The 22,386-nt window shown below is 57.5% G+C and carries 23 protein-coding genes; 10 read left to right on the forward strand and 13 right to left on the reverse strand.

Features of this window, described 5'->3' with window-relative positions:
• From DHN10_RS14400 to lptF, 3 genes are read right to left on the reverse strand one after another with little or no spacing between them, the layout of a single operon-like run.
• Window positions 1–2,100 (reverse strand): LPS-assembly protein LptD, encoded by a 2,100-nt coding sequence (locus DHN10_RS14400; RefSeq protein WP_108816088.1) that lies wholly within the window; start codon window positions 2,098–2,100, stop codon window positions 1–3.
• On the reverse strand, window positions 2,100–3,194 hold the full coding sequence (gene lptG, locus DHN10_RS14405; RefSeq protein ID WP_108816029.1) for an LPS export ABC transporter permease LptG: 1,095 nt from the start codon (window positions 3,192–3,194) through the stop codon (window positions 2,100–2,102). Before lptG ends, DHN10_RS14400 begins: the two co-directional genes overlap by 1 nt.
• Window positions 3,191–4,321: an LPS export ABC transporter permease LptF gene (gene lptF / locus DHN10_RS14410; RefSeq protein ID WP_267895721.1), complete on the reverse strand. Its 1,131-nt coding sequence runs from the start codon at window positions 4,319–4,321 to the stop codon at window positions 3,191–3,193. Before lptF ends, lptG begins: the two co-directional genes overlap by 4 nt.
• Window positions 4,322–4,462: 141 nt before the next feature.
• Between lptF and DHN10_RS14415 the strand changes: the two genes are divergently transcribed.
• The gene (locus tag DHN10_RS14415; RefSeq protein WP_108816090.1) at window positions 4,463–5,929 is read left to right on the forward strand and encodes a leucyl aminopeptidase; all 1,467 of its coding nucleotides are present in this window, start codon (window positions 4,463–4,465) and stop codon (window positions 5,927–5,929) included.
• Window positions 5,930–5,931: 2 nt separating this feature from the next.
• Window positions 5,932–6,384: a DNA polymerase III subunit chi gene (locus DHN10_RS14420; RefSeq protein ID WP_108816030.1), complete on the forward strand. Its 453-nt coding sequence runs from the start codon at window positions 5,932–5,934 to the stop codon at window positions 6,382–6,384.
• A 5-nt stretch (window positions 6,385–6,389) separates the two neighbouring features.
• Here the strand turns inward: DHN10_RS14420 and DHN10_RS14425 are convergent, their stop codons facing one another.
• Window positions 6,390–6,923, reverse strand: a complete 534-nt coding sequence (locus tag DHN10_RS14425) for a TetR/AcrR family transcriptional regulator (protein WP_234417145.1) — start codon at window positions 6,921–6,923, stop codon at window positions 6,390–6,392.
• A gap of 89 nt (window positions 6,924–7,012) precedes the next feature.
• Between DHN10_RS14425 and DHN10_RS14430 the strand changes: the two genes are divergently transcribed.
• Window positions 7,013–7,867: an alpha/beta hydrolase family protein gene (locus tag DHN10_RS14430; protein WP_108816032.1), complete on the forward strand. Its 855-nt coding sequence runs from the start codon at window positions 7,013–7,015 to the stop codon at window positions 7,865–7,867.
• A 104-nt stretch (window positions 7,868–7,971) separates the two neighbouring features.
• Here the strand turns inward: DHN10_RS14430 and DHN10_RS14440 are convergent, their stop codons facing one another.
• The 3 genes from DHN10_RS14440 to DHN10_RS14450 form a co-directional block, all read right to left on the reverse strand.
• Window positions 7,972–8,550 (reverse strand): retropepsin-like aspartic protease family protein, encoded by a 579-nt coding sequence (locus DHN10_RS14440; protein WP_108816091.1) that lies wholly within the window; start codon window positions 8,548–8,550, stop codon window positions 7,972–7,974.
• Window positions 8,551–8,566: 16 nt separating this feature from the next.
• Entirely contained in the window at window positions 8,567–9,196 is a 630-nt protein-coding gene (locus DHN10_RS14445) for a MarC family protein (protein WP_108816034.1), read from the reverse strand.
• Between the two features lie 87 nt (window positions 9,197–9,283).
• Window positions 9,284–11,137 carry an ABC-F family ATP-binding cassette domain-containing protein gene (locus DHN10_RS14450; RefSeq protein ID WP_108816035.1) on the reverse strand — a complete coding sequence of 618 codons (1,854 nt, stop codon included), beginning with the start codon at window positions 11,135–11,137 and terminating at the stop codon, window positions 9,284–9,286.
• A 103-nt stretch (window positions 11,138–11,240) separates the two neighbouring features.
• Here DHN10_RS14450 and DHN10_RS14455 point away from each other — a divergent pair, with 103 nt between their 5' ends.
• A complete protein-coding gene (locus tag DHN10_RS14455; RefSeq protein ID WP_108816036.1) occupies window positions 11,241–12,461 on the forward strand; it encodes an MFS transporter in 1,221 nt (406 codons plus the stop codon).
• A gap of 92 nt (window positions 12,462–12,553) precedes the next feature.
• On the forward strand, window positions 12,554–12,976 hold the full coding sequence (gene ndk / locus DHN10_RS14460; RefSeq protein ID WP_108816037.1) for a nucleoside-diphosphate kinase: 423 nt from the start codon (window positions 12,554–12,556) through the stop codon (window positions 12,974–12,976).
• Here ndk and DHN10_RS14465 read toward each other — a convergent pair.
• The 6 genes from DHN10_RS14465 to DHN10_RS14490 form a co-directional block, all read right to left on the reverse strand.
• On the reverse strand, window positions 12,973–13,392 hold the full coding sequence (locus DHN10_RS14465; protein WP_108816038.1) for a DUF4112 domain-containing protein: 420 nt from the start codon (window positions 13,390–13,392) through the stop codon (window positions 12,973–12,975). The genes ndk and DHN10_RS14465 overlap by 4 nt on opposite strands.
• A gap of 41 nt (window positions 13,393–13,433) precedes the next feature.
• On the reverse strand, window positions 13,434–13,766 hold the full coding sequence (locus DHN10_RS14470) for a TfoX/Sxy family protein (protein WP_108816039.1): 333 nt from the start codon (window positions 13,764–13,766) through the stop codon (window positions 13,434–13,436).
• A gap of 344 nt (window positions 13,767–14,110) precedes the next feature.
• Window positions 14,111–16,207, reverse strand: a complete 2,097-nt coding sequence (locus DHN10_RS14475; RefSeq protein WP_108816040.1) for a DEAD/DEAH box helicase — start codon at window positions 16,205–16,207, stop codon at window positions 14,111–14,113.
• A gap of 226 nt (window positions 16,208–16,433) precedes the next feature.
• Window positions 16,434–17,069 carry an HD domain-containing protein gene (locus tag DHN10_RS14480; RefSeq protein ID WP_108816041.1) on the reverse strand — a complete coding sequence of 212 codons (636 nt, stop codon included), beginning with the start codon at window positions 17,067–17,069 and terminating at the stop codon, window positions 16,434–16,436.
• Window positions 17,035–17,469: a hypothetical protein gene (locus tag DHN10_RS20140; protein WP_306419269.1), complete on the reverse strand. Its 435-nt coding sequence runs from the start codon at window positions 17,467–17,469 to the stop codon at window positions 17,035–17,037. Before DHN10_RS20140 ends, DHN10_RS14480 begins: the two co-directional genes overlap by 35 nt.
• Window positions 17,470–17,471: 2 nt before the next feature.
• Entirely contained in the window at window positions 17,472–18,125 is a 654-nt protein-coding gene (locus tag DHN10_RS14490) for an alpha/beta hydrolase (protein ID WP_108816042.1), read from the reverse strand.
• Window positions 18,126–18,316: 191 nt separating this feature from the next.
• On the opposite strand from DHN10_RS14490, the gene DHN10_RS14495 reads away from it, so the two are divergent.
• From DHN10_RS14495 to DHN10_RS14515, 5 genes are all read left to right on the forward strand, one after another.
• Window positions 18,317–18,778, forward strand: coding sequence for an Rrf2 family transcriptional regulator (locus DHN10_RS14495; RefSeq protein WP_108816043.1), 462 nt, complete (start codon window positions 18,317–18,319; stop codon window positions 18,776–18,778).
• A 78-nt stretch (window positions 18,779–18,856) separates the two neighbouring features.
• On the forward strand, window positions 18,857–19,888 hold the full coding sequence (locus tag DHN10_RS14500; protein WP_108816044.1) for a cysteine desulfurase family protein: 1,032 nt from the start codon (window positions 18,857–18,859) through the stop codon (window positions 19,886–19,888).
• Window positions 19,889–19,900: 12 nt separating this feature from the next.
• Window positions 19,901–21,424, forward strand: a complete 1,524-nt coding sequence (gene sufB / locus DHN10_RS14505; RefSeq protein ID WP_108816045.1) for a Fe-S cluster assembly protein SufB — start codon at window positions 19,901–19,903, stop codon at window positions 21,422–21,424.
• A gap of 8 nt (window positions 21,425–21,432) precedes the next feature.
• Entirely contained in the window at window positions 21,433–21,726 is a 294-nt protein-coding gene (locus DHN10_RS14510; protein ID WP_159087008.1) for a hypothetical protein, read from the forward strand.
• Between the two features lie 111 nt (window positions 21,727–21,837).
• Window positions 21,838–22,365 carry a hypothetical protein gene (locus DHN10_RS14515; protein ID WP_159087009.1) on the forward strand — a complete coding sequence of 176 codons (528 nt, stop codon included), beginning with the start codon at window positions 21,838–21,840 and terminating at the stop codon, window positions 22,363–22,365.
• Window positions 22,366–22,386: the final 21 nt, after the last annotated feature.

Raw genomic sequence — 22,386 nt, forward strand, 5'->3', positions numbered from 1 at the left:
TCAATTCCTGCAACCCGTACCGATGCCGCCTGCAGCCCGTCCTGTTGAAAAGCCGCTGATAGAGCCGCTTAAGCCAAAAGTTGTTGTTGGCGCAACCGTATCGGAAGACGCGTAGCGGCGCGAGGCCGAAACGTCGATGGTCACGCATTCGTTTCGCCATTTCAGCCCGATGTCGCCGCGCACAGGTCTGTCAGCGGCCACGTCATAGCGCCCGTCAAGCGAAAGCGTCCATGCATCACTCAGTTCAAAGGCGCTGTCAAAGGACCATTCTGACACTGTATTGGGGCGGTTTTCGGCGGCATCGCGCCGTTGCCAGATATAGTTGGCCCCCAGCGAAAACCGGTCACTGCTCCATGCAAGGCGGCTGTCGGCCACCGTCAGCCCGTCGGTATCATCCCAAAGGCTGCGCGCATCAAAGAGAAACCCATCCGGCAGCGTCAACTGCCCGGCCAGAAGCCAATCAGATCGCGCATTATCCAGACCAGATGATCGGGTGAACCCGCTTGGTGCCTCCTGCCGTACCACACGCCCAAACCCCAGCGTCGATGACCCGCCCGCAGCACCGCTGCGGGTCCAGACCAATCCGGCCGCGAGCTGCGCCCCGGTTTCAAATGCATCTTCGCCTGCAAAGCGCGACAGGGCAAAAAGATTTGCCGCGTCCAACTCGGTACGGGTGCTGTCCTCATTGGGTGGCGTGCCACCAAAGGCTTCGGCCCAAGAGACACTGATCACGGGCTCAAGCAGATGCGTGGCATCCCATGGTCCTTGCATCCCCAAGGGCCAGCGCAGCACAGCACCGCCGTAGGGGATGAACCGCAGGTCTTCTTGTTCAAAAGCACTGTCATCGCCAATCACATAGAGGTCCGCACGCGCGCCAAATTGCGCCTCAGCTAGGAAACCGGCAGGCAGGATCCAACTGTCCTGCCAAGTGCCATTGGCACCCGCCCGTGTGACGTCTCGGCCCCGATCACCATCCACATCGCTATAGCGATGGGCAGCGTCTATATCAGCGCCATAGCTGAGCGTGCCGCCGAACCCCGGACGCAAACGCTGTTCATAGCTGAGGTCAGCGATGATGGGAGGGAGCGAGGCGTTCGATTCATCATCACGCAGGGTCTGATAGTAGGTGAACCGCGCCTGATAAAGCGATGTATCCATAACCCGTAGCAAGGTTACTGCGCTATCAAGGCGGTCTTTATCGGCATAATCATAATCCACCAGATATGCGTCATCGCTCACCGCTTCGATATCGAAACTCAGCTGATAGTCATTGCTGAGCTCAAAATTGCCTTCGGCAAAGATGTAAGACCGGCTGCCCGGTTGAAGCGTGTCGTTGCTGATGGCTCCGTCAATCCTAAGGTCGCCATTGGTAAAAGCTTGGCGGTAGATGATTTCAAGCGTGGTTGTTTCCGCAGACAAATAGGGGGTGAGGGTGACGTCGCGATGGTCACCCAATGTCACGAAATAAGGAACCTTGATACCAGTGCCCAGCCGGTTGGTATTGCGTTGTTCCGGGATCAGAAAACCTGTCGCACGTTCCAGCGTCGGATCGGGTAGGCGCATACGGGGAAGCCAGATCACCGGCACGCCACGCAGGCGAAAAGTTGCATTTTCAAAGTAAAGCTGGCGTTCCTGCGTGTCGTGAACGACCCGTTCTGCCCGAATATCCCAAAGTGCGGGACCGGTGCCACAGACCCGGCAAGAGGTCGCCGCAACCTTGTAAAGCTGGGAATAGCGCCCGTCGCGCCGGTCGATCTGATTGGCGGCCAGTTGCAGCTGCTGGTCCAGCACAATGCGCGCGCCTTGCAGGATGCCGTTTTCAAGGCGCGGGTCGAGAGTGGCCGCGGTCGCAGTCAGGATCGTGCCGTCTGCGGATCGAATGAAGATCGGGCCGGTGATCTGCAGGGTGTCGCTTGGCTGATCAAAGATGATCTGGCTTGCGGTAAGACGACTGCCATCAAACAGTACTTCGACATTGCCGGATGCAACCAGTTGATCTTCACCGTTGAGTTCCACGGTGTCAGCCACAAGCGTCGCGGCCCCTTGGGCGGCAAGCATGCCCGGCAAAAGCAACAGCAGACAAAGGAACAGCGCGCGCATCATCCGTCCTCGTTATGCAGCAGGATGCCCAGCGACAGGCTGATCGCGGCAAGAGGCGGTGCCCATGCGGCCAGTAGTGCAGGCAATTGCCCGTTTTCGCCCAGAACCAAGGCAAAGTTGCGGATGAAATAGATCACAAAGGCCAGCAGAACCGCGCTTGTCACCATCAGCCCCGTGCGCCCACCACGCTGGTGGCGCAGTGTAAAACTGGCCGCAATCAGGACCATTGCCATCAGAAAGAACGGCACCGCCAGTTCACCGTGGAACCAGACCAGATGGCGCTGCGCCGAAAATCCTGCATCGCGCAGCCGCTCGATAAAGGCGGGGAGTTCCCAAATCGGGATCGAGGACGGGGTGCCGAAACTGTCGCGGATTTGATCCGGGGTAAGAGTGGAGGGCACGGATAACTCTGCTTGGGTGACCGCCGACGCCTCGGGCGTGGTTTCATCGCCCAGTGCCCATGATTTGGCATCGCGCAAAAGCCAAGCACCGGTTGTCAGTTCCGCAGATGCTGCATTAATGCGCTGTGCAGGGTTTCCGTCAGGCCCGAACGTCAGAAAGGTCACGTCTGCCAGCAATGTGCCATCCAAATTGGCGCCCTGCGCCCGGATCACTGTTTGCCCGGCGTCGCTACCTTGCCGTAACCAAAGACCCGTCGACCCAATGGACAGGACAGAGGCATTGCCGCGCAGTGCGTCACTGCGGGCCTCGAATTGCTTGGACGTGCTGGCCACAATTGGGTTCAAAATGGCCACGGCGACAAGGCCAATTATCAAGGCCACCACGAGCGGAGCCATGAGCGAGCGCATCGCGGACCGCCCGGCGGCGCGGGTCACAACCATCTCGGATGATCGCGCAAGGCTGAGGAACAGGGCAATCGCTGCAAGGATCATGATCAGTGGCATGATCTGATAAATCCCTTTGGGAATATTCAGCAAGCTGAGCGCAAGGATATTGAGAAAACTTGCCTCGGCACTGGCATAGCGCCGCAATTGCTCGATCAGATCAATGAAAAGCATGATCAGGAAAAAGATCGTCGCCACCCCGAGAAAGGTCACAAGGAAACGGCGGGCAAAGTAACGGTGCAGGATCATGACAAGGCCGCCCCGCTGATCTGGCGTTTGAACAGGGTGGGGCGGCCTGCCCAAAACAACAGGAACCAGATAATAAGAAAGCCCACAAAACTGGGCAGATAGGTGGCAAACCAAAGGGCCTCATTGTTGCGGGCGATCCGCAGGCCGGTTGTCTCAAAAGCTTTGACGACGATGATCAGGGCAATGGCGGCCATGATCTGTTTCCAGACGCCAAAGCGGCTGTAGCCACCGACCATCAGGGCGGAAAAACCTAGCAATGCCGCAACCATGCCAAGGATCGATTGGCTGAACCGGTCATGCGCTTTGGCCAAAAGCTGCGCTTTGGAACGGCGCGTTTCCGCGATCAACTCTGGCGTCGGGTTCAGCATTTCCCATGTAAATACATGCGAGTCGCGCCTGCGGGTTGTGCTGCGTTCGCCAATCAGGTTGCTGATGTTGTAGGCGAAATCGGCAAAGGTAGTCGTGAACAGCTTTTGATCTTCATTGCGCAGGGTCTGCACCATGCCATCAATCATCACCAATTGCGTGGTGTCGTTTTCGCGGATCAAAAAGGCTTTGGCAGCGGTATAAGTGACTTCGTCGCGCAGGTTTCGGCTGTCGGCCAGAAAGATATCAAGCAGCTCGCCCGCGGGGGTGATTTCGCGGATATAGAAGGTGACGCCGTTGACCGGCTCAATGAATTGCCCTTCGGTCAATAAGCGGGCTGTGATGTTCTGGGCGATGTCCGCTTCGCGGGCGTCCAGACGAGCACTGCTGAGCGGCACAAGGATATGCATCAGGATCGACATGATCGCCGCCACGATCAGCCCAAAATAGGCCACAGGGCGGGCCAGCCGAAACGGGGAAAATCCAGTGGCCTGTACCACGGTCAGCTCTGATTCCGTGGACATGCGGTTGGTGACATAGACGGCCGCGGCAAAGGCTGCGAGCGGCAGGGCAAGGCGGATCACAGACGGCAACGAAAGCGCAGTAAACTCTAGGAAAACACCCGCTGATTGGCCGTCCGCAATCAGTTGATCAAACAGCACAACGGCCCGGTTGATCCAATAGATCAGCACCAGCACAAGGCTGAAAAAGCCAAAGAGCACCATCAATTGCGACAGCAGATATCTGTCAAATCGTGCCAATACGCTTTCCTTCGGTGATGGCTGCCTGCCTGTCTTGGGGCAAACTAGCGCATGCGCGGCGTGGATTGAACCGCTATCTGGTCATTGTCGTGGCGGCAGGCTAGGACTGGCGCAACGCTTTTATTTACTAAAGGAATGCTGATGACGACGCCTGCTGAAATCCAGTTCAAATCCGTTGATCTTGATGCTGTCGCTGATGCGCCGGGCAAGGTTGTTGTTTTTATCGGCGATGACGGCAAGCTGGACGCAGGCGCGCGCAAGGTGAACACGCTGACACGCAAGGCGTTGGCGCGGTTTGTGGAAAGTGCAGCGTTTGAAAAGATGGCCGCAGGTGATCTGGCATCGCTGGGTTATCCCGCGGGATTGGTGGCAGAGGCCGTCTGTGTGGTCAAACTGGGCCGTCGCCCCAGCAACCAAGAGGCCCGCAAGGCGGGCGCGCAACTGGCCAAGGCACAGGGCGGTAAGGATTTATTGATCCTTGGCGGTACCATCGCGCGTGCGGATGAGATTGCCCTGGGCCTTGCCCTGCGCGGCTACACATTCGATGCCCATAAAACGGCAGATGCCAAACCAGCAGGCAAGATCGCCTTTATGGTCTCAAAACCCGAAGAGGTTGCCAAATCGGCCGCCCCGATGGCCGCCATTGCCGAAGGTGTGTTCTTTACCCGTGATCTGACCAATGAACCGGCCAATGTGCTGACCACGGATGACTTTGCCGCACGGCTGGCCGCGATGCAGGACCTTGGCCTTGATGTTGAAATCCTTGAAGAGGATGAACTGGCCAAACTGGGCATGCGGACCTTGCTTAGCGTCGGGCAGGGATCAGCCAGCCCATCCAAAGTTGTTGTCATGACATGGAATGGCGGCGGTGACGAAGCCCCCTTTGCACTGGTCGGCAAGGGGGTTGTTTTTGACACTGGCGGTATCAGCCTCAAACCTGCTGGTGGCATGGAAGATATGACCATGGATATGGGCGGTGCAGGCGTTGTGTCCGGGGTGATGCGTACGCTGGCGCTGCGCAAGGCCAAGGCCAATGTGGTGGGCCTTGTTGGTCTGGTGGAAAACATGCCGTCTGGCACGGCGACGCGTCCCGGCGACGTGATCAAATCGATGAAAGGTGACACGGTCGAGATCATCAACACTGACGCCGAAGGGCGTTTGGTACTGGCTGATGTGCTTTGGTATGCGCAAGAGCGGTTCAAGCCCGTCGGCATGATCAATCTGGCCACCCTGACTGGCGCCGTACTGGTGGCCTTGGGGCATGAGAACGCCGGCGTGTTCTCAAACTCCGATGATCTGAGCGATGCGTTTATCAAGGCCGCCAGTGCCGAAGGCGAGGGCGCATGGCGGATGCCGATGGGCCCGGCCTATGATGATCTGCTCAAATCGCGGATCGCTGACATGAAAAACGTCGGCGGGCGCATGGCGGGGTCGATTACGGCGGCGCAGTTCCTCAAACGGTTTGTAAAGGACGATGTGCCGTGGGCGCATCTGGATATCGCAGGCACGGCCAGCGTGAAGAAAGAAACAGCGCTTGCGCCAGCAGGCGCAACCGGCTGGGGCGTGATGGCGCTTAACCGATTGATTGCCGATCAATACGAGAGCTGAGCATGGGGGCTGCGTTTTTCTATCACCTGACCGAAAGCCCGCTTGAGGCGACCCTGCCGATGTTGATCGGTAAGGCGCAAGGGGCCGGGTGGCGGGTGCTGGTGCGCGGAACAGACGCGGCTTTGCTGAAACGGCTTGATGATGTGCTGTGGCAGGGCCCCGACGATGGGTTCGTGCCGCACGGGCTGGCTGGCGGGGCGCATGACGCGGATCAACCCGTACTGCTGGGCAACGTGCCAAGCGACGGGTTCGCCTGCGTGATAAGCGTGGCCGGGGCCGATGTGACGGCAGATGAGGTGACCGCGACAGAGCGGACCTGTATCCTGTTTGATGGACATGACGGGGCAGCGCTGGATCATGCTCGAGGGCAATGGAAAACGCTGACCGACGCGGGCTGTGCCGCGCAATACTGGGCGCAAGAGGACGGGCGCTGGGTGAAGAAGGCAGAGAAGTAGGCAGATCAGGTCACAAAGGCTGGTAATTCTCTGATGACATCGGAATCGCGACGTGCACGGGCCAACGTCCATGCGCCCTCTAACGACAAGAACAGACGCTGCGCGTTGAACATCGCGTCTTTTTCGTTTTGCCCAAGTTGGGTGGCGTAGGCGGCCAGTCGATCCATCCATTGGGTAAATGTCTTGTCGAGTGCAGATTTGAAAATGGCATTGTCTGGCCCGCCGTGCAATGTGGCCGAGACAGGGCAACCGATATCGCCTTTATGGATGTCGAAGTATTTGGCTAGCTTGTAACAAAAGGTTGTCACGCCGTCGCTGTAGTCTTTTGCGTTCGCAAATGAGGCATCGATGATACGCAACACCTCGGCTGTCGCAATCTCGGCGGCGGCGAGGGCGAGGTCAGATTTTCCATTGGGGAAGTAGTGGTAAAGCGAACCCTTTGGCACGCCTACCTTTGCAAGAATTTCCGAAATTCCTGTCCCGTTGTAACCCTTTTTCTGAAAAAGGTAGCCTGCCTCGATAGCCAATTTGGTGCGCATGTCCGTCATGAAAATAGATATTGCAGAAATAGACCAGTTGGTCTAGCACTGCCAGTAGACCGACCGGTCTATTATATTGGGAGAGCACCATGAATATGCATGCGCAAGCCGAATTTCGTGATCAGCGGTTCTATTCCGGGGGGCGGCGTCTGCGCGCGAGGCTGTATCTAACCAAGCTGCCTGCCAAGGCAGTCGTTTTGTTAAACGGGGCAACCGGTGTACCTCAGGGCTACTACACCGCTTTCGCTCAATGGTTGGCAGACACACAGGACATCATCTGCATGACCTATGACTACCGTGATTTCGGTGCCTCGACAAAGACGGTGAAATCGTCCGATGCGACTATGGCGGATTGGGGTGTACACGATCAGCAAGCGGCGCGGGATCACCTGTCACAGATGTTCCCCGATCTACCACTTTGGGTCATTGGGCATTCGTTGGGCGGGCTGATGCTGGCCTTTCAACGCGACCTTGACCAGATTGATCGCGTGATCACCGTGGCTTCTGGCCCAGTGAACCTGTCGGACCATCCGTTTCCCTACCGGCTGACTGCCGCTGCCTATTGGTTTGCTGTCGGGCCACTGGCCACATGGCTGGCAGGCTATATGCCCGGCAAGCGTCTGCGCCTTGGTGAAGATATCCCCGCTGGCGTCTACTGGCAGTGGCGGCGCTGGTGCAGCAATCGCGGGGCGTTTATGGCCGACATGGGTGATCCGCTACCGGTCCCTGATTTTGGTGGGCTGAAAGCACCCTTGAAGCTGGTCGCCATTGCCGATGATACGCTGGTGCCGCCGCATTGCGTCTGGCGGGTGATGGAGTTTCACCGCCGTGCATCCAAATCACAGCTGACAATTGTTCCGGCAGACTTTGGGCTGGACCATATTGGGCACATCGCACCATTTGCGGCTCGCAACCGAGCGATTTGGCCTGCGCTGATAGCCTGATTACTCGACCGGTAAGAAAAACTGGAAGGTTGGATCGAAATCCTCGGGCAAGTCGGCAGGGGGGCTGCAAGCTGCCAGAAGCACAAGTAAGGCGAATGCTCTGATCATCTGTTCAACACCAACATGCCGTTTGAAATCTCGATTCGGTCAAAAAGTCCCAGATAGGTCATACCCAGCAAGGATGCGTCCATGGCACCGCCATTGACCACTGCGGGCAGTCCCCGTTCTACCATCTCGCCCAGCACTGTTTGATCCAGCACAACCGGGGCCGTGCGCACAACGCCGTTGGCGGTATTTGCCGACCCCGAATAGCGCAGGCCGGCAGGGTCGATCCCGATCCTTTTGGCATCTTGCTGTGACAGCACGATTTGGCTGGCGCCTGTGTCCACCACGAAATCGACGGGCGTATTGTTGATCTGGAGCGTCAGGTAATAGTGCCCATCAGGGCCGCGTGGGACTTGGACGGTAGTGGCGTCTACGAAGGATTGGCGCGGGTTCACATCCTTGCTGATGTCCTCCCACAGCCCATAAGCCCCGATCACACCAATAAAGATCAGCGCCCAGATCGCCGCCTGTTGCGCCATTTTTCCCATATTAGTGCGGCCTGCTAGAATGGCAGAGCCGCCAATCGCGACCCCCAGCAGTACCAGATATGTAAGTCGCATGATTTGGTCTGTTGTCATGGCATTGATATAGGCACTAGGTGCCGATCCCAAAACCCCGCAACCCGTCGAGCACAAATTGCACGGCCAAAGCAGCCAGCAGCATGCCCAACACGCGGGTGACGATGTTGAGGCCAGTTTTGCCCAAGATCCGTTCAATCGCGGGGGCCGCAAGAAATGATAGAAAGGTGATTAACAGCACCGCCATCAAGACGGCAGCGATGGCCCCGACATCCGCCGCACCCTGTGCTTCGCCTGCCAGCAGGATAATCGTGGTGATCGCACCGGGCCCCACGATCAGCGGCAGGGCAAGTGGGAAAACGGATGGGTCGTCATGGTGTTCGGCCTGTCCCTCTGCGGCGCTATCCTCGCGTCGGGCCTGTCGCCGCTGAAACAACATGTCGAGCGCTGTCAGGAACAGCAGAATACCACCGGCAATGCGGAACGCGTCCATCGAGATGCCGATAAAGCCCAGCACCGCCTCGCCCAGAAACAGAAACAGGATCATCAGAACGGCTGAAACGATGCATGCACGGACCGCGATGGTGCGACGTTGTGCGGCGGTCATTCCCTGGGTCAGGGCAATGAACACAGGCGCAAGCCCCGGCGGGTCCAGAATAATAAACATCGTGGTGAAGGCGGCGATCAGGGCAGGGAGTTCGGTCATGGTATTCTGTTTGGCAGGCTCTGGTGCAAATGAGAAGGGTTTGCCGCCGCCTGCGTCAAATTTTTGGCCAAGCTGAAAAGATCTCGGTTATTTGCCTTGGGCCTTTTCCAGCTTCTCCAATGCCGCCATCCACATGGTTTCTGCCCGCTCCAGCCCGTCCATGACTTCGGCGTATTTCTTGTTCCATGTGGCCAGTTCGCCTGCTTTGCCGTCCTCGTAAAGGATCGGATCAGCAAGTTTCTTGGCAAGTTTGTCGCGCATGTCATTGATTTTATTGACTCGTTCTTCGGCCTTGCGAGCATCAGAGCGGAGCGCCATCACGGTTTCCCGCGAAGCTTTGACCGGTTTTGGTGCCGCTGGTTTTTCCTTTTCGCGCGGTTTTTCCGGGGTCAGCAGCATTTTGCGATAGGCGGGCAGATCATCATCGTAAGGTTTCACATGCCCGTCTTTGACCAGCCACAACCGGTCGGCCACCATCGACAGCAGGTGCATGTCGTGGCTGACGAGGATCACCGCACCCGAATAGGCGGTCAGCGCTTCGACCAACGCTTCGCGGCTTTCAATATCAAGGTGGTTTGTCGGCTCATCAAGGATCAGCAAATGCGGCGCGGGCAGGGTGGCCAGCAACAGTGAAAGACGTGCCTTTTGCCCACCCGACAGACGCCCGACTTCGGTATCAGCTTGGTCCGCACCCAGACCGAAACCAGCAAGGCGGGCGCGCAATCTGGCTTGCCCTTCCTTTGGCCGTTCGCGGAACAGATGGTCAAGCGGGGTTTCTTCGATGCGTAATTCGTCCACTTGGTGCTGCGCAAAGAAACCGATGCGCAGTTTGTTCGAGGTCACCATTTTGCCGCGTGATATGGGCAGACGGTTGGACAGCATTTTCGACAGCGTCGATTTGCCTTCGCCGTTGCGCCCCAGCAAGGCGATGCGGTCGTCCTGATCAATCCGCAGGTTCAAGTCGTGCAAAACGATGGTGTTCCCGTAACCCACAGCCGCCCCTTCGGTGGCGATGATGGGCGGTGAAAGCTCTTCAGGTTCGGGGAAGGTAAAGACAGTGCGTGCCGCATCTTCGGGCGCGCGGATGGTTTCCATCTTTTCCAGCATCTTGACGCGCGATTGCGCTTGTTTGGCTTTCGATGCTTTCGCTTTGAAACGGTCCACAAAGGCCTGCAAATGCTGGCGCTGCGCGTCTTGCTTTTTGGCCGCTGCCGCTTGAACCGCCCGGTTGGCGGCACGTTGTTTGGCGAATGTATCGTAGGGGCCAGTGTAATAGATCAGCCCTTTGTCTTCGAGGTGCAGGATGCCCCCGACAGAGCGGTTCAGTAGTTCGCGGTCGTGGCTGACGATCAGCACCGTGTGCGGATATTTGACCAAATAATTCTCAAGCCAAAGCGCACCTTCAAGGTCCAGATAGTTGGTCGGTTCGTCCAGCAGCAACAGGTCAGGTTCACTGAACAGGACCGCAGCCAAAGCCACACGCATACGCCAGCCGCCAGAAAACGCAGAGCATGGCATCTGTTGTTCTTCATGGGTAAAGCCCAGACCACGCAGGATAGTGGCAGCGCGGGCTTCGGCGGACCATGCTTCGATATCGGCAAGGCGGGTTTGCACCTCGGCGATGCGCGCGGGGTCAGTGGCGGTTTCGGCCTCGGCCAGCAGCGCCTCGCGTTCTGTATCAGCGCGCAGAACTGTGTTGATCAGCGACACCTCATTGCCGGGCACTTCCTGGCTGACGCCACCGATTTTCCAGCCTTTGGGGATGCTCACACTGCCGGTGTCCAGCACCATCTCGCCCCGGATCACCCGGAATAGCGTCGTCTTGCCGGATCCGTTGCGTCCGACTAACCCTACCTTGTGACCGGTGGGAATGGTGACTGTCGCATGTTCGACCAACGTACGGCCATCGACAGAGTATGTGATGTCTGAAATCTTGAGCATGGGGCGGCTATGATTGATCGCTGGTGCGGGGTCAATGGGGGGATGCGCTGCGTTTTGTTGGACAAGTCTGGTCAGCCCGCAACAAAGCCCATAGCATCACCGCATGTCTAGCCAGATCGCCACGGCAAACCGCAATATTGCCCTCTACCCTTGGTTCAAACTGTTACAGAGTCTGATCTTTGCGCAGGCCGTGTGGTTCTTGTATTTTCAGGCCAAATTGTCGGCGGCAGAAGCGATCATGCTTTATGCCATCGCAGATCTTGCAACAACCGTTCTGGAGGTGCCATCGGGCTATGCCTCTGACCGGTTCGGGCGGCGGGTGACGCTGATCATTGCAGGGTGTTGCAGCACGATTGGTGCAGGCCTTTTGGCGGTGGGTGACAGTTTTGCAATTTTTGCGGCAGGGCAGATCATGATGGGGGCAGGGGGTGCCTTTTTGTCGGGCACCGATAGCGCGTTTTTGTACGAATCCCTCTCTGCCGCCGGACGTGCGGATGATGTCGAAGCACAAGAGGTCAAAGCCTGGCGCTTTACCTTTGCGGCCCTTGCCATGTCGGCTGTCACTGGGGGCGCGGTTGCGCTTTATTCTTTCCCGTTGACCTTCGTTCTGTCGGCTGTGGCGCTTTTTGCGGGGATCATCATCAGCTTGCGGTTTGTTGAACCACCCCGACAGGACACCGCCCCGCAAGCAGGCGAGGTCATGCGGTTGGGTGCCTTGGGTGATGCGCTGCGCAATCCAGTGCTGATCTGGCTCTTTGCGCTGGCGGTGCTGATGTATGGGTTCAGCCATATCCCCTTTGTCTTTGGTCAACCCTTCATTCAAGAGGCGCTGGCATCCGTTGGGCTGGCGCAGGATGCGCCGATGTTCAGCGGGTTGGTGACCACCGTTATGATGCTGTTGTCTGTTGTGGCCTCGTTCTTTGCCACGCGGTTGCGGCATCGCGTCGGGCTGGTGGCGATCCTGCTGCTGGCGTTTGGGATGCAGATCACGCTGTCAGGTGTGCTGGCGCTGACCAATGCGCCGATTGTCATTGCTGTTTTGCTATTGCGCATGGTGCCGGACGCCCTGTCGAAGCCCTTTGTCACCGCCCGTATCCAACCATTGTTGCGAGATGAAGCACGGGCGACCTATCTGTCACTGCAAAGCCTGTGTGGGCGGGTCCTGTTTGCGGCGACGCTCTTTGTTGCCTCGGGTGCCACGCAAAGCGCGGACACGATGCCATATGCCGATATTCAGATGGTCCTTGGCGGTTATGTCGCGGCTGGTGTGATTGCCATCACTTTGCTGGCGTTCTTTGCCCGCCGCCTGCCCATCCAAGAGTGATCAAATCATCGCTTTTCATGTTTGGGGCGGCATGGTAGGGCGCAGCCATCATTTCACGGGGCCAAAGGCCCGTCATATCCAAGAGGCTCCACATGGCTATTCAGCGTACATTCTCTATCATCAAACCCGACGCAACCAAGCGTAACCTGACCGGCCAGATCGTGGCTAAATTCGAAGAAGCAGGCCTGCGTATCGTTGCATCAAAGCGCATCCAGCTGACACTGGCGCAAGCGCAGCAATTCTACGGCGTACACGCCGAGCGCCCGTTCTTTGGTGAGCTGTGCGAATTCATGATCTCTGAGCCGATCGTTGTACAGGTTCTGGAAGGCGAAGACGCGATCGCAAAGAACCGCGAAGTCATGGGTGCAACAAACCCAGCCGACGCCGCAGCCGGCACGATCCGCAAAGAATTCGCACTGTCCATCGGTGAGAACTCTGTCCACGGTTCCGACGCGCCAGAGACAGCCGCAGAAGAGATTGCGTTCTTCTTCTCGGGCCTTGAACTGGTCGGTTAACCGATAAGCGTGGGTTGCACCCACCCTACGTCTTTAAAGGCCGTCCGCACCGTTTTGGCGTGGGCGGCTTTTTTGTTAAGATTACGCTCTAACGCGCGGTAATTGCGAATGTTTGCATTGTAGAGCACATCAAAAATGTCGCCAATCACCGGCACCATACCGACAAAAAAATCGAGCACAGTGTTCAGCGTCATATAGGCCAACGTGCCCGGCGATGCGCCCAGCTTGCGCGCCTCATTGATCAGCCAGAGTGAGGGGAGCGCCGTCAGCGCGTCGCCCACCACCGGTACCAAACCCACGATGTTATCCAGACCCACCGAAATATTGGTGCGGGGGATGTAAAAAAGGGCGTCCATGCGCCAAGCAACTTTGCGCAGGCGGGCGAGTTCGAAATCAATGTCTTGTGCTATGTTCATACCATTAACATAGCTGATTCCAACGATAATGTGAAGGGTATTTACTTATCCATGATCTCAACGACACCGATCTGGTTCAAAAACCGTTCTAATTCAGAGCGTTGCTGGTCAAAGCTCCCCACTTTTATCTTATCGAATTGCTTGCGCAGCGCCTTCTTTTCGTCGCCTTTGCAGTCGTTCCACGGGCGGCCTTGCAGCGCCATATGCAGCACATAATAGCCGATGAAATGAGGTTTTGATCCCCCTTCAAGCAATCTGGCATAGGCCGCATCTGCGCCTATGGCGCGCAGCTCTTCGGCGGTGGTGATGCCCACAGATTGCAATGACGCTTCAAACGCCGGGCCGATGTTTTTGATTGAGGTAAGCGAAGCCATGCACCGATGATATCGGATCGCTGAAAAAAGGCCAGTGAGGTCGGGTCGGATCGGGGAGGGCGATCCTGCTGGCAGTGACCTCACCAGCCTAGAGGCGTTGTCGTCTCAGATGCTCGCGTAATCAGTATAGACGGGCGTCTGAGGTTTACCCTGCAGCTGCGATGCCGGTGGTTTGGGTTGCGGCGCCGGAGCGGGGCGAGGGTCTATCGGTTTAGCACTGGCCATTTTCTGGTCCTTTCGCATGCTCATGGGTTTATCTTACGAAGATTATCCCCAATCTGACGAGTATGCTGTGCCGCCAACGCGGTTGTGACGTGACAAAAATGTGACCATTTGCGCTGTTTTTATGGTTTGCCGCGCCTTGGTGCTGCGGTGCCGCCTTTGCCTAAGCCCTTGCGGGGTTTGGATTTTCCGCCCGGCGGAGTGAACCGTTTGGACGTATCGTTGGCGTTGCCTGGTGGTTTGCCGCCCGGCTTACCTGCACCCGGCTTGCGGGGTTTTGTGTCAGAACTGAAACCAGATTTGCCCTTATGTGGCGGTTTCTTACCGTCTGACTTGCCCTTGAAAGGGGGCTTTTTGCGTTTTTCGGTCAGGGCTTCGCCGTGGTCACGGAGCTCTGGCTTGTGGCGTGGCTTGCGGGCCTTGTGGTCGTCAGCGGCACCGGAAATCGGCTGGATTGCTGCGATGTCATCCTGCTGCGATGGCGGTGGCGGAGATTGATCACGCGGCGCGTGCCGCTTGGGCTTGCCGCCCGATTTGGGCTTGTCGCCATAGTCACGCTTTGGCTTACCGCCCGGTCTGGGCCGGTCATCATAATCGCGCTTGGTCTTGCGCGGGCCACGTTCGCCCAGTTGCGGCGCACCATCAAGCGCTGTGAGCGTTGCCTGATTTTCCAACCGCATGTCACCGCCCACCGACCGCAGGAATCCAGCAACGGCAGGTTCCGAAATCTCGATGAATGTTTCATTGGGCTGAATGCGGATCGCGCCGATCTCGTTCTTGGTGATGTCACCGGCCTTGCAGATCATCGGCAAAAGCCAGCGCGCCTCTGCTTTACCTTCGCGGCCTACATCAACGCTGAACCATTTGGAGGGGCCAAAGCACTTGGCTTCGCGCGGTTTGCGTTCCTTGGCGGCGGGGCCGTCTTTGTATTCGGAAATGAACTCGGGCGCGGACTGCTTGCCTGCGTAAAGGCGCAGATAGGCGGCAGCGATTTTTTCGGGGGCGTGCTGTTCCAGCAGGCGGGCAGCAAAGGCTTGTTCGTCTTCGGTAAAGTCCTCGGACCAGACCGCATCAGTCAGCAGGCGTTCTTCGTCTTTGGCGGTCACTTCGTCTGCGGTGGGCGGCACAGACCACTCGGCTGTCAGCTTGCCCCACTTCAGCAGGTTTTCCCCACGTCGCTTCATCTTGGCAGGCACGATCAGGGCGGAAATGCCCTTGCGCCCGGCACGACCCGTCCGGCCAGAGCGGTGCAGCAGCGTTTCGGCATTGGTGGGCAGTTCGGCGTGGATAACCAGTTCAAGGTTCGGCAGATCGATCCCACGCGCGGCAACATCGGTGGCTACACAAACCTTGGCGCGCCCATCACGCATGGCTTGCAGCGCGTTGGAGCGTTCCGATTGCGTAAGCTCACCCGACAGCGCCACAACCGAGAACCCCCGGTTTGACAGCCGTGTTGTCAGCCGTGTGACCATTGCGCGCGTGTTGGCAAAAACGATGGCGTTGGGCGCATCATAAAAGCGCAGCACGTTGACAATGGCAGCGTCAATATCGTGGTTGGCCACGGATAGGGCGCGGTATTCGATATCGCTGTGTTGTTTTTCCTTGGTGGCCGTGGCGATGCGCACGGCGTCGCGCTGATAGGATTTCGCCAGCGTCGCAATCATCGGCGGCACCGTGGCCGAGAACATCAGCGTGCGGCGGGTTTCCGGCGCTTCGCCCAGAATAAATTCGAGGTCTTCGCGGAACCCCAGATCAAGCATCTCGTCGGCTTCGTCCAGCACGACGGCTTTGATATCGGACAGATCAATTGTGCCGCGCATGATGTGATCACGCAGACGGCCCGGAGTGGCGACAACGATATGTGTGCCGCGCTCAAGGTTGCGTCGCTCATCGCGGAAATCCATACCGCCAACACAAGAGGCCAGCGTTGCCCCGGCACCCGCATAAAGCCACTGCAATTCACGTTTGACCTGCAAGGCCAACTCACGTGTGGGCGCGATGACCAGCGCATGAGGACGGCCCGCGGGGCCAAATGTGCCGTCATTGGCAAGGATGGTTGGCCCGATCGCCAGACCAAAACCGACGGTCTTACCCGATCCGGTTTGGGCGGAGACAAGCAAATCCTGCCCTTCGAGCGCCTCATCCGTGACAGCCTCCTGCACGGGTGTCAGGTCAGTATAGCCTTGTTTGGCTAGGGCATCGGCAAGGGTCGTGATCATAGTGCAGGCTTTCTGGCGGCGGGTAAGGCCCGCGCACTACGCCTCTGGGACGGGTTTGTATAGGGGGAATAACCGTTCCGTCTGGTTTGCTGGGGCAATGTCAGTCGTTCTCGCGGGGGTGTTGCCGGAGCCCGGCAAAAGGTCGCAGCCAGATTTCGCGGCGTTCTGTCTAAATCTGATAGGTTGGGGTGAAGGCATCCGCCGGTGACGCCTTCCATTGCGCCCACTAGTCCTGAGGTTCGGGTGCGTGCTTTGCAAACCACGCATCAATCCGGGCTTTGAGTGCGGCCCAAATCGCAGGTGCGCCCCGTTCAACCTTTGCCCCGACGCGGGATTGTAGCTGTGCTGCTGTCACCTTGTACTCTGGCCAGGTGCCGCCGCCCGTTTCAAGGTTTGCGACCACAGGCTGTACCCGGTCGATAGATTTGGCAAAGATCGCATCATCCGTCTGGGCCGCTTCGAATTCATCCCAAAGGGCGCGGAACGCCTGCGCCTGATCTTCCGGCAGTAGCCCGAAGATGCGGTCAGCGGCTGCCTGTTCGATGGCGTCCATCTCTGCTGTGTCATGGTCGCCATGGATCGGATTGTCGCCTGCATCAATCTCGACCAGATCATGGATCAGTAGCATCTTGATCACCCGGTCAATATTAACGGGCCGGATGGCATGCTCGGCCATGACCATCGCATAAAGGGCAATATGCCAGCTATGTTCGCCAGAGTTCTCGCGGCGGGTGCCGTCGCAAAGGGTCGTGCCACGCAGGACGGATTTCAGCTTGTCCGCTTCGGTCAGAAAAGCAAGCTGTGCATCAATCCGGTCCACGAGTTCTTTAGGTCTCTTTCTTGGCGCGGGCTGGGGCCACATTTTGGCTGGCAGATTGATAGCCCTTGTCGCCTGCATCCGTTGACGCAGGACCCACATCTTCAAAAGACGCGTCTTCGATTTGGGCGATCAGTTTGGTTTTGCTGTCACCCAGGTGGATCGTGCCGGTTTCAAAGGTTTCAGGCTCTGCCGCGTCGTCGTCCATATCGGGGGTATCGACCACCACCTGTTCGGACGAACGTTTCTTGAGCAATGTGCGCGCACGCCGCTCGGCGCGGCGGACGCGGACGGCTGTCATGTAGGCCTCTTGCAAGGTCTGCGAAGAGGCACCAAGGATTTCGCTGATACCGTCAATGATGGTCTCATCACCGCTCAGCTTTTCATCGGCCAATGCTAGATCAGCCAATTCGCCCGCGACCTTCATGACATATTCATCGGCCATCGTTAGCGCGTGGTCTCTGTCAGGCGGCGGCGCACGTAGGTGCGCACAGTGTCAATCATCGGGTCCATATGCGGATCTTCAAAGAAGTGACCGGCACCTTCCATCTCATCATGCGTAATGGTGATGCCCTTCTGCTCGTGCAGCTTGTTCACAAGGTTCACGGTGTCCGCAGGGGGTGCCACACGGTCGTTTGAACCATTGATGATCAAACCCGAAGACGGGCAGGGGGCGAGGAAACTGAAGTCGTACATATTGGCTGGAGGCGACACCGAGATAAAGCCGGTGATCTCGGGGCGGCGCATCAAAAGCTGCATGCCGATCCAAGCACCAAAAGAGAAACCAGCAACCCAGCAATGTTTGGCGTTATTGTTCATCGATTGCAGGTAATCAAGGGCCGAGGCCGCATCAGACAATTCACCCACGCCCTGATCATATTCACCTTGCGATCGGCCAACACCACGGAAGTTAAACCGAAGCACGGTGAACCCCATGTTGTAGAAGGCATAGTGCAGGTTGTAGACAACACGGTTGTTCATCGTTCCGCCAAATTGCGGATGCGGATGCAGCACGATGGCAATCGGTGCGTCGCGGTCTTTTTGAGGGTGATAGCGCCCTTCAAGGCGTCCTTCTGGGCCGGGGAAGATGACTTCGGGCATACTTGGTCCGTCGCTCCTTTGCGTGTCCGGGACATTCTTGACGAAAATGCTCGGACACTTTAGAAAGATTCTAAATTGGGCCGCGCGCGATCTGGCGTGGTCACGGTGAAGTAATGACGCAAGGCTGCGCCGTCAATGAAATTGCGCCAGTGGGGCGCGGGGAAATTTCGCCTGCTGTCGGGAGATGATGCATGAAATTAAGCACAAAGGGCCGCTACGCGATGGTCGCCTTGGCTGATCTTGCGTTGCAGGAAGACGACGCGCTGGTCAATCTGACCGAAATCTCCAAGCGGCAGGACATCTCATTGGCCTACCTGGAGCAGTTGTTCGTCAAGCTGCGCCGCGCAGGGTTGGTGGATTCGGTGCGTGGACCGGGTGGCGGCTATCGTCTGGCACGCCCATCGGTAGACATTCGCGTGGCAGAGATTTTGGGTGCAGTGGATGAAACCGTGTCGGCCATGCACAAAGGGGCAGGGGCATCGGGTGCAGCGTCGGGTTCGCGTGCGCAATCGATGACGAACCGCCTGTGGGAGGGCCTGAGCGCCCATGTCTATGTGTTTTTGCATCAGGCGCGATTGTCGGATGTCGTGAGCAATGAATTGGCACCTTGTCCAGCCGTGCCTGCGCTGTTCGAAGTGGTGGATGACGCGTGAGCCGCTTTTCGCAGTCTTTCTTGCCAATGCCGGACCGGGGCCAGCCCCGGACCCCGAGATACTTTTGAACAAAAGAAGATGCGGGTTTACTTGGATCATAACGCAACGACACCGCTGAGGGCCGAGGCCCGCGCTGCAATGCTGGCGGCCATGGATGTCGTGGGCAATCCCTCCTCTGTGCATGCAGAGGGTCGCGCGGCCAAGGGTATCGTTGAAACCGCGCGCGCGCGGGTGGCCGAGGCGGTTGGTGCTTCTAACGCGGATGTTGTGTTTACCTCTGGGGCGACTGAGGCCGCGGCGCTGGCTTTGGCCGGGCGCGGGTTGCATGCTGCACCTATTGAACATGATGCGGTGCATGCCTGGGTTGATGCGGATTTGCCAGTTGTTGATGGCTTGGTACAGGTCGCTGATCCGGGCGCATCAACGGTGCAACTGGCCAATTCCGAAACGGGGATCGTCCAGGACTTGCCGCAAGGTCTGGCGGTCAGCGACATTACCCAAGGGTTTGGCAAATTGCCCTTTGCGTTTTCTTGGTCCGGTGTTGGCATGGTATTCCTGTCAGCCCATAAGTTTGGTGGGCCCAAAGGCGTTGGCGCGCTGATCTTTCCGCAAGGCACTGATATCGCCGCGCAAATCAAAGGCGGCGGGCAAGAGATGGGCCGCCGGTCCGGTACGGAAAACGTGATTGCCATTGCCGGAATGGGGGCCGCTGCGACTGCCGCACAAAAAGATTTAGTGGATGGCAAATGGGATCGGGTTGCCAAACTTAGAAATATTCTAGAAAACGCCATTGAGGCCGCCGAAAAAGATACTATTTTTGTCGGGAAAGGGTTTCAACGCCTGCCAAACACCAGTTGCTTCGCCTCACCGGGGTGGAAAGGTGAGACGCAGGTGATGGCGATGGATCTGGCAGGGTTTGCGATTTCGGCAGGCTCGGCCTGTTCCAGTGGCAAGGTCAAAACCAGCCGGGTTTTGAAGGCGCTGGGGCTGGATGATGAAACCGCCGCAAGTGCGATCCGCGTGTCGCTGGGCGTTGAGACAACTGAAGACGAGGTCATGCGCTTTGCGCAGGCCTGGAGCGAAAAACGGGCGCGGCGCAAGGCCGCTTGAGAGGACCAAGAGATGACAGCTTTGGATGATGTCGCCGTCAAGGATGGCGTTGATCAGGATACCGTGGATGCGGTCAAGGAACTCTCGGGCGCCTATAAATACGGCTGGGAAACTGAAATCGAGATGGAGTATGCGCCCAAAGGCGTGAACACCGGTATCGTGAAGCTGATTTCGTCCAAGAACAAAGAACCGCAGTGGATGACGGATTGGCGTTTGTCTGCGTTTGAGCGCTGGGAAAAGATCGAAGAACCCACATGGGCGATGGTCGATTATCCTGACATCGATTTTCAGGACATCTATTATTATGCCCGCCCCAAGAGCATGGAAGAAAAGCCCAAATCGCTGGATGAGGTCGACCCTAAGCTCTTGGCGACATACGAAAAACTGGGCATTCCGCTGAAAGAGCAGATGATCCTTGCAGGTGTCGAAGGGGCAGAGGATGCCCCCGCAGAAGGCCGCAAGGTGGCCGTGGATGCCGTGTTTGACAGCGTGTCCGTTGGCACGACCTTCCAGAAAGAGCTGGAAAAGGCCGGTGTCATTTTCTGTTCAATCTCCGAGGCGATTGAGAAGCACCCGGAATTGGTCAAGAAATACCTTGGTACAGTTGTTCCACCGTCTGACAATTTCTATGCCACGCTGAACTCTGCTGTCTTTTCGGATGGATCGTTTGTCTACATTCCGCCCGGTGTGCGCTGCCCGATGGAGCTGTCCACCTATTTCCGCATCAACGCCGAGAATACGGGTCAGTTTGAACGCACGCTGATCATTGCCGACAAAGGCTCTTACGTGTCCTATCTTGAAGGCTGCACCGCCCCCAAGCGTGATACGGCACAGCTGCACGCGGCCGTGGTTGAGATCATCATCGAGGAAGACGCAGAGGTGAAATATTCCACCGTGCAAAACTGGTATCCCGGTGATGAAAACGGCAATGGCGGCATCTACAATTTTGTGACCAAACGCGCCGATTGCCGGGGTGATCGGTCCAAGGTGATGTGGACACAAGTGGAAACGGGTTCGGCTGTGACTTGGAAATATCCAAGCTGCATCCTGCGCGGTGACGACAGCCAGGGCGAATTTTATTCCATCGCCATCGCCAACAACATGCAGCAGGCTGATACTGGCACAAAGATGGTGCATTTGGGTAAGAACACCAAGTCGCGGATTGTGTCCAAGGGCATCAGCGCGGGCAAGGCGCAGAACACCTATCGGGGGCTGGTGTCGATGCACCCCAAGGCGAAATCTTCGCGCAACTATACCCAGTGTGACAGCTTGCTGATTGGCGACAAATGCGGGGCACACACGGTGCCTTACATCGAGGTCAAGAATAACAGCAGCCGGGTCGAGCATGAGGCGACGACATCCAAGGTGGACGATGATCAGCTGTTCTATTGCCGCAGCCGCGGTATGGACGAAGAAGAGGCCGTGGCCTTGGTCGTCAACGGGTTCTGCAAGGACGTGCTGCAAGCACTGCCGATGGAGTTCGCGATGGAAGCGCAGGCGCTGGTTGCGATCTCATTGGAAGGGTCTGTGGGGTAGGGATGTCGTTGGCATTTGGATTTATTTGGGGGCTTGTCGTCGCAAGCGCGGTGATTGTCGCCAACCAGAACTACGAGGCGATCAAGTTGCTCGCCGAAGATCAGCAAAACCTGCTGATTGTCCTTGGCGTGGCGGGATTTGTTGCGCTTTCGCTATTGATCCTGGTCGTGATGGTGTTTTCCGGCATCCTGCAAGCCCTTGGTGGGCGGCGCATGCCGCAGCGTTGGATGGCAATCTTTGCCTTTTTTGTTGGGGCCGCTTGCGCATCCTTTACGCTTTCACAAATGCCGGTCGTGCTGTGATGTCGTTGACGTTGTTATTTAATTGTCACGCGGACGTCGCGGGGCGGCCCATTTGTTGCCCCAGTTCGCTGCGATCACCTGACGCAACGATAGGCGATGGGATTGCGGCCAATGGGCGTGGCGAAACAGGACATCAACGACTTCAATGCGCGGGTGAAGCGAATCAACAATCCGCGCAACAAATCCTATTACGATCCCGATCTGGGCATGCATGTGCCCAAGCGCGTGACCCGCGACAAGATCAAGAAACAAAACGAAGAACCGTCCTTGTTGGGCAAAATCATCGTGTCGATGATCATCGGCGCACTGGGTCTGATGGCCGCGCAAATCCTGCGTATCCGCTACTTCGACGTCGCAGCATCCGACAGCATCGTTTTCTATCTGGAACTTATCGTTGGCGCATGGGCCGTCATAACCCTGTCTGCTTTGATGAATCGACGCACGGTTGGCGCGCGTCTGGCGCAAGTGGCCGGTCTGGTGATCATGATCACAGCGGGGCACAACATCATCTGGCGCTGGCCCGATCAGATGGCCGTGATCTATACCCAAGCCTATGTGGACGAGGTGCTGGAAACGACCTCGCAACATTCCGTGGTGTATCGCGGGCAGGTTTACGGGCTTCCGTCACCACAGTCATAACCACATATTTTCGCAATGCAG

The organism is Loktanella sp. Alg231-35, from assembly GCF_900143545.1.
GTDB lineage: Bacteria > Pseudomonadota > Alphaproteobacteria > Rhodobacterales > Rhodobacteraceae > Yoonia.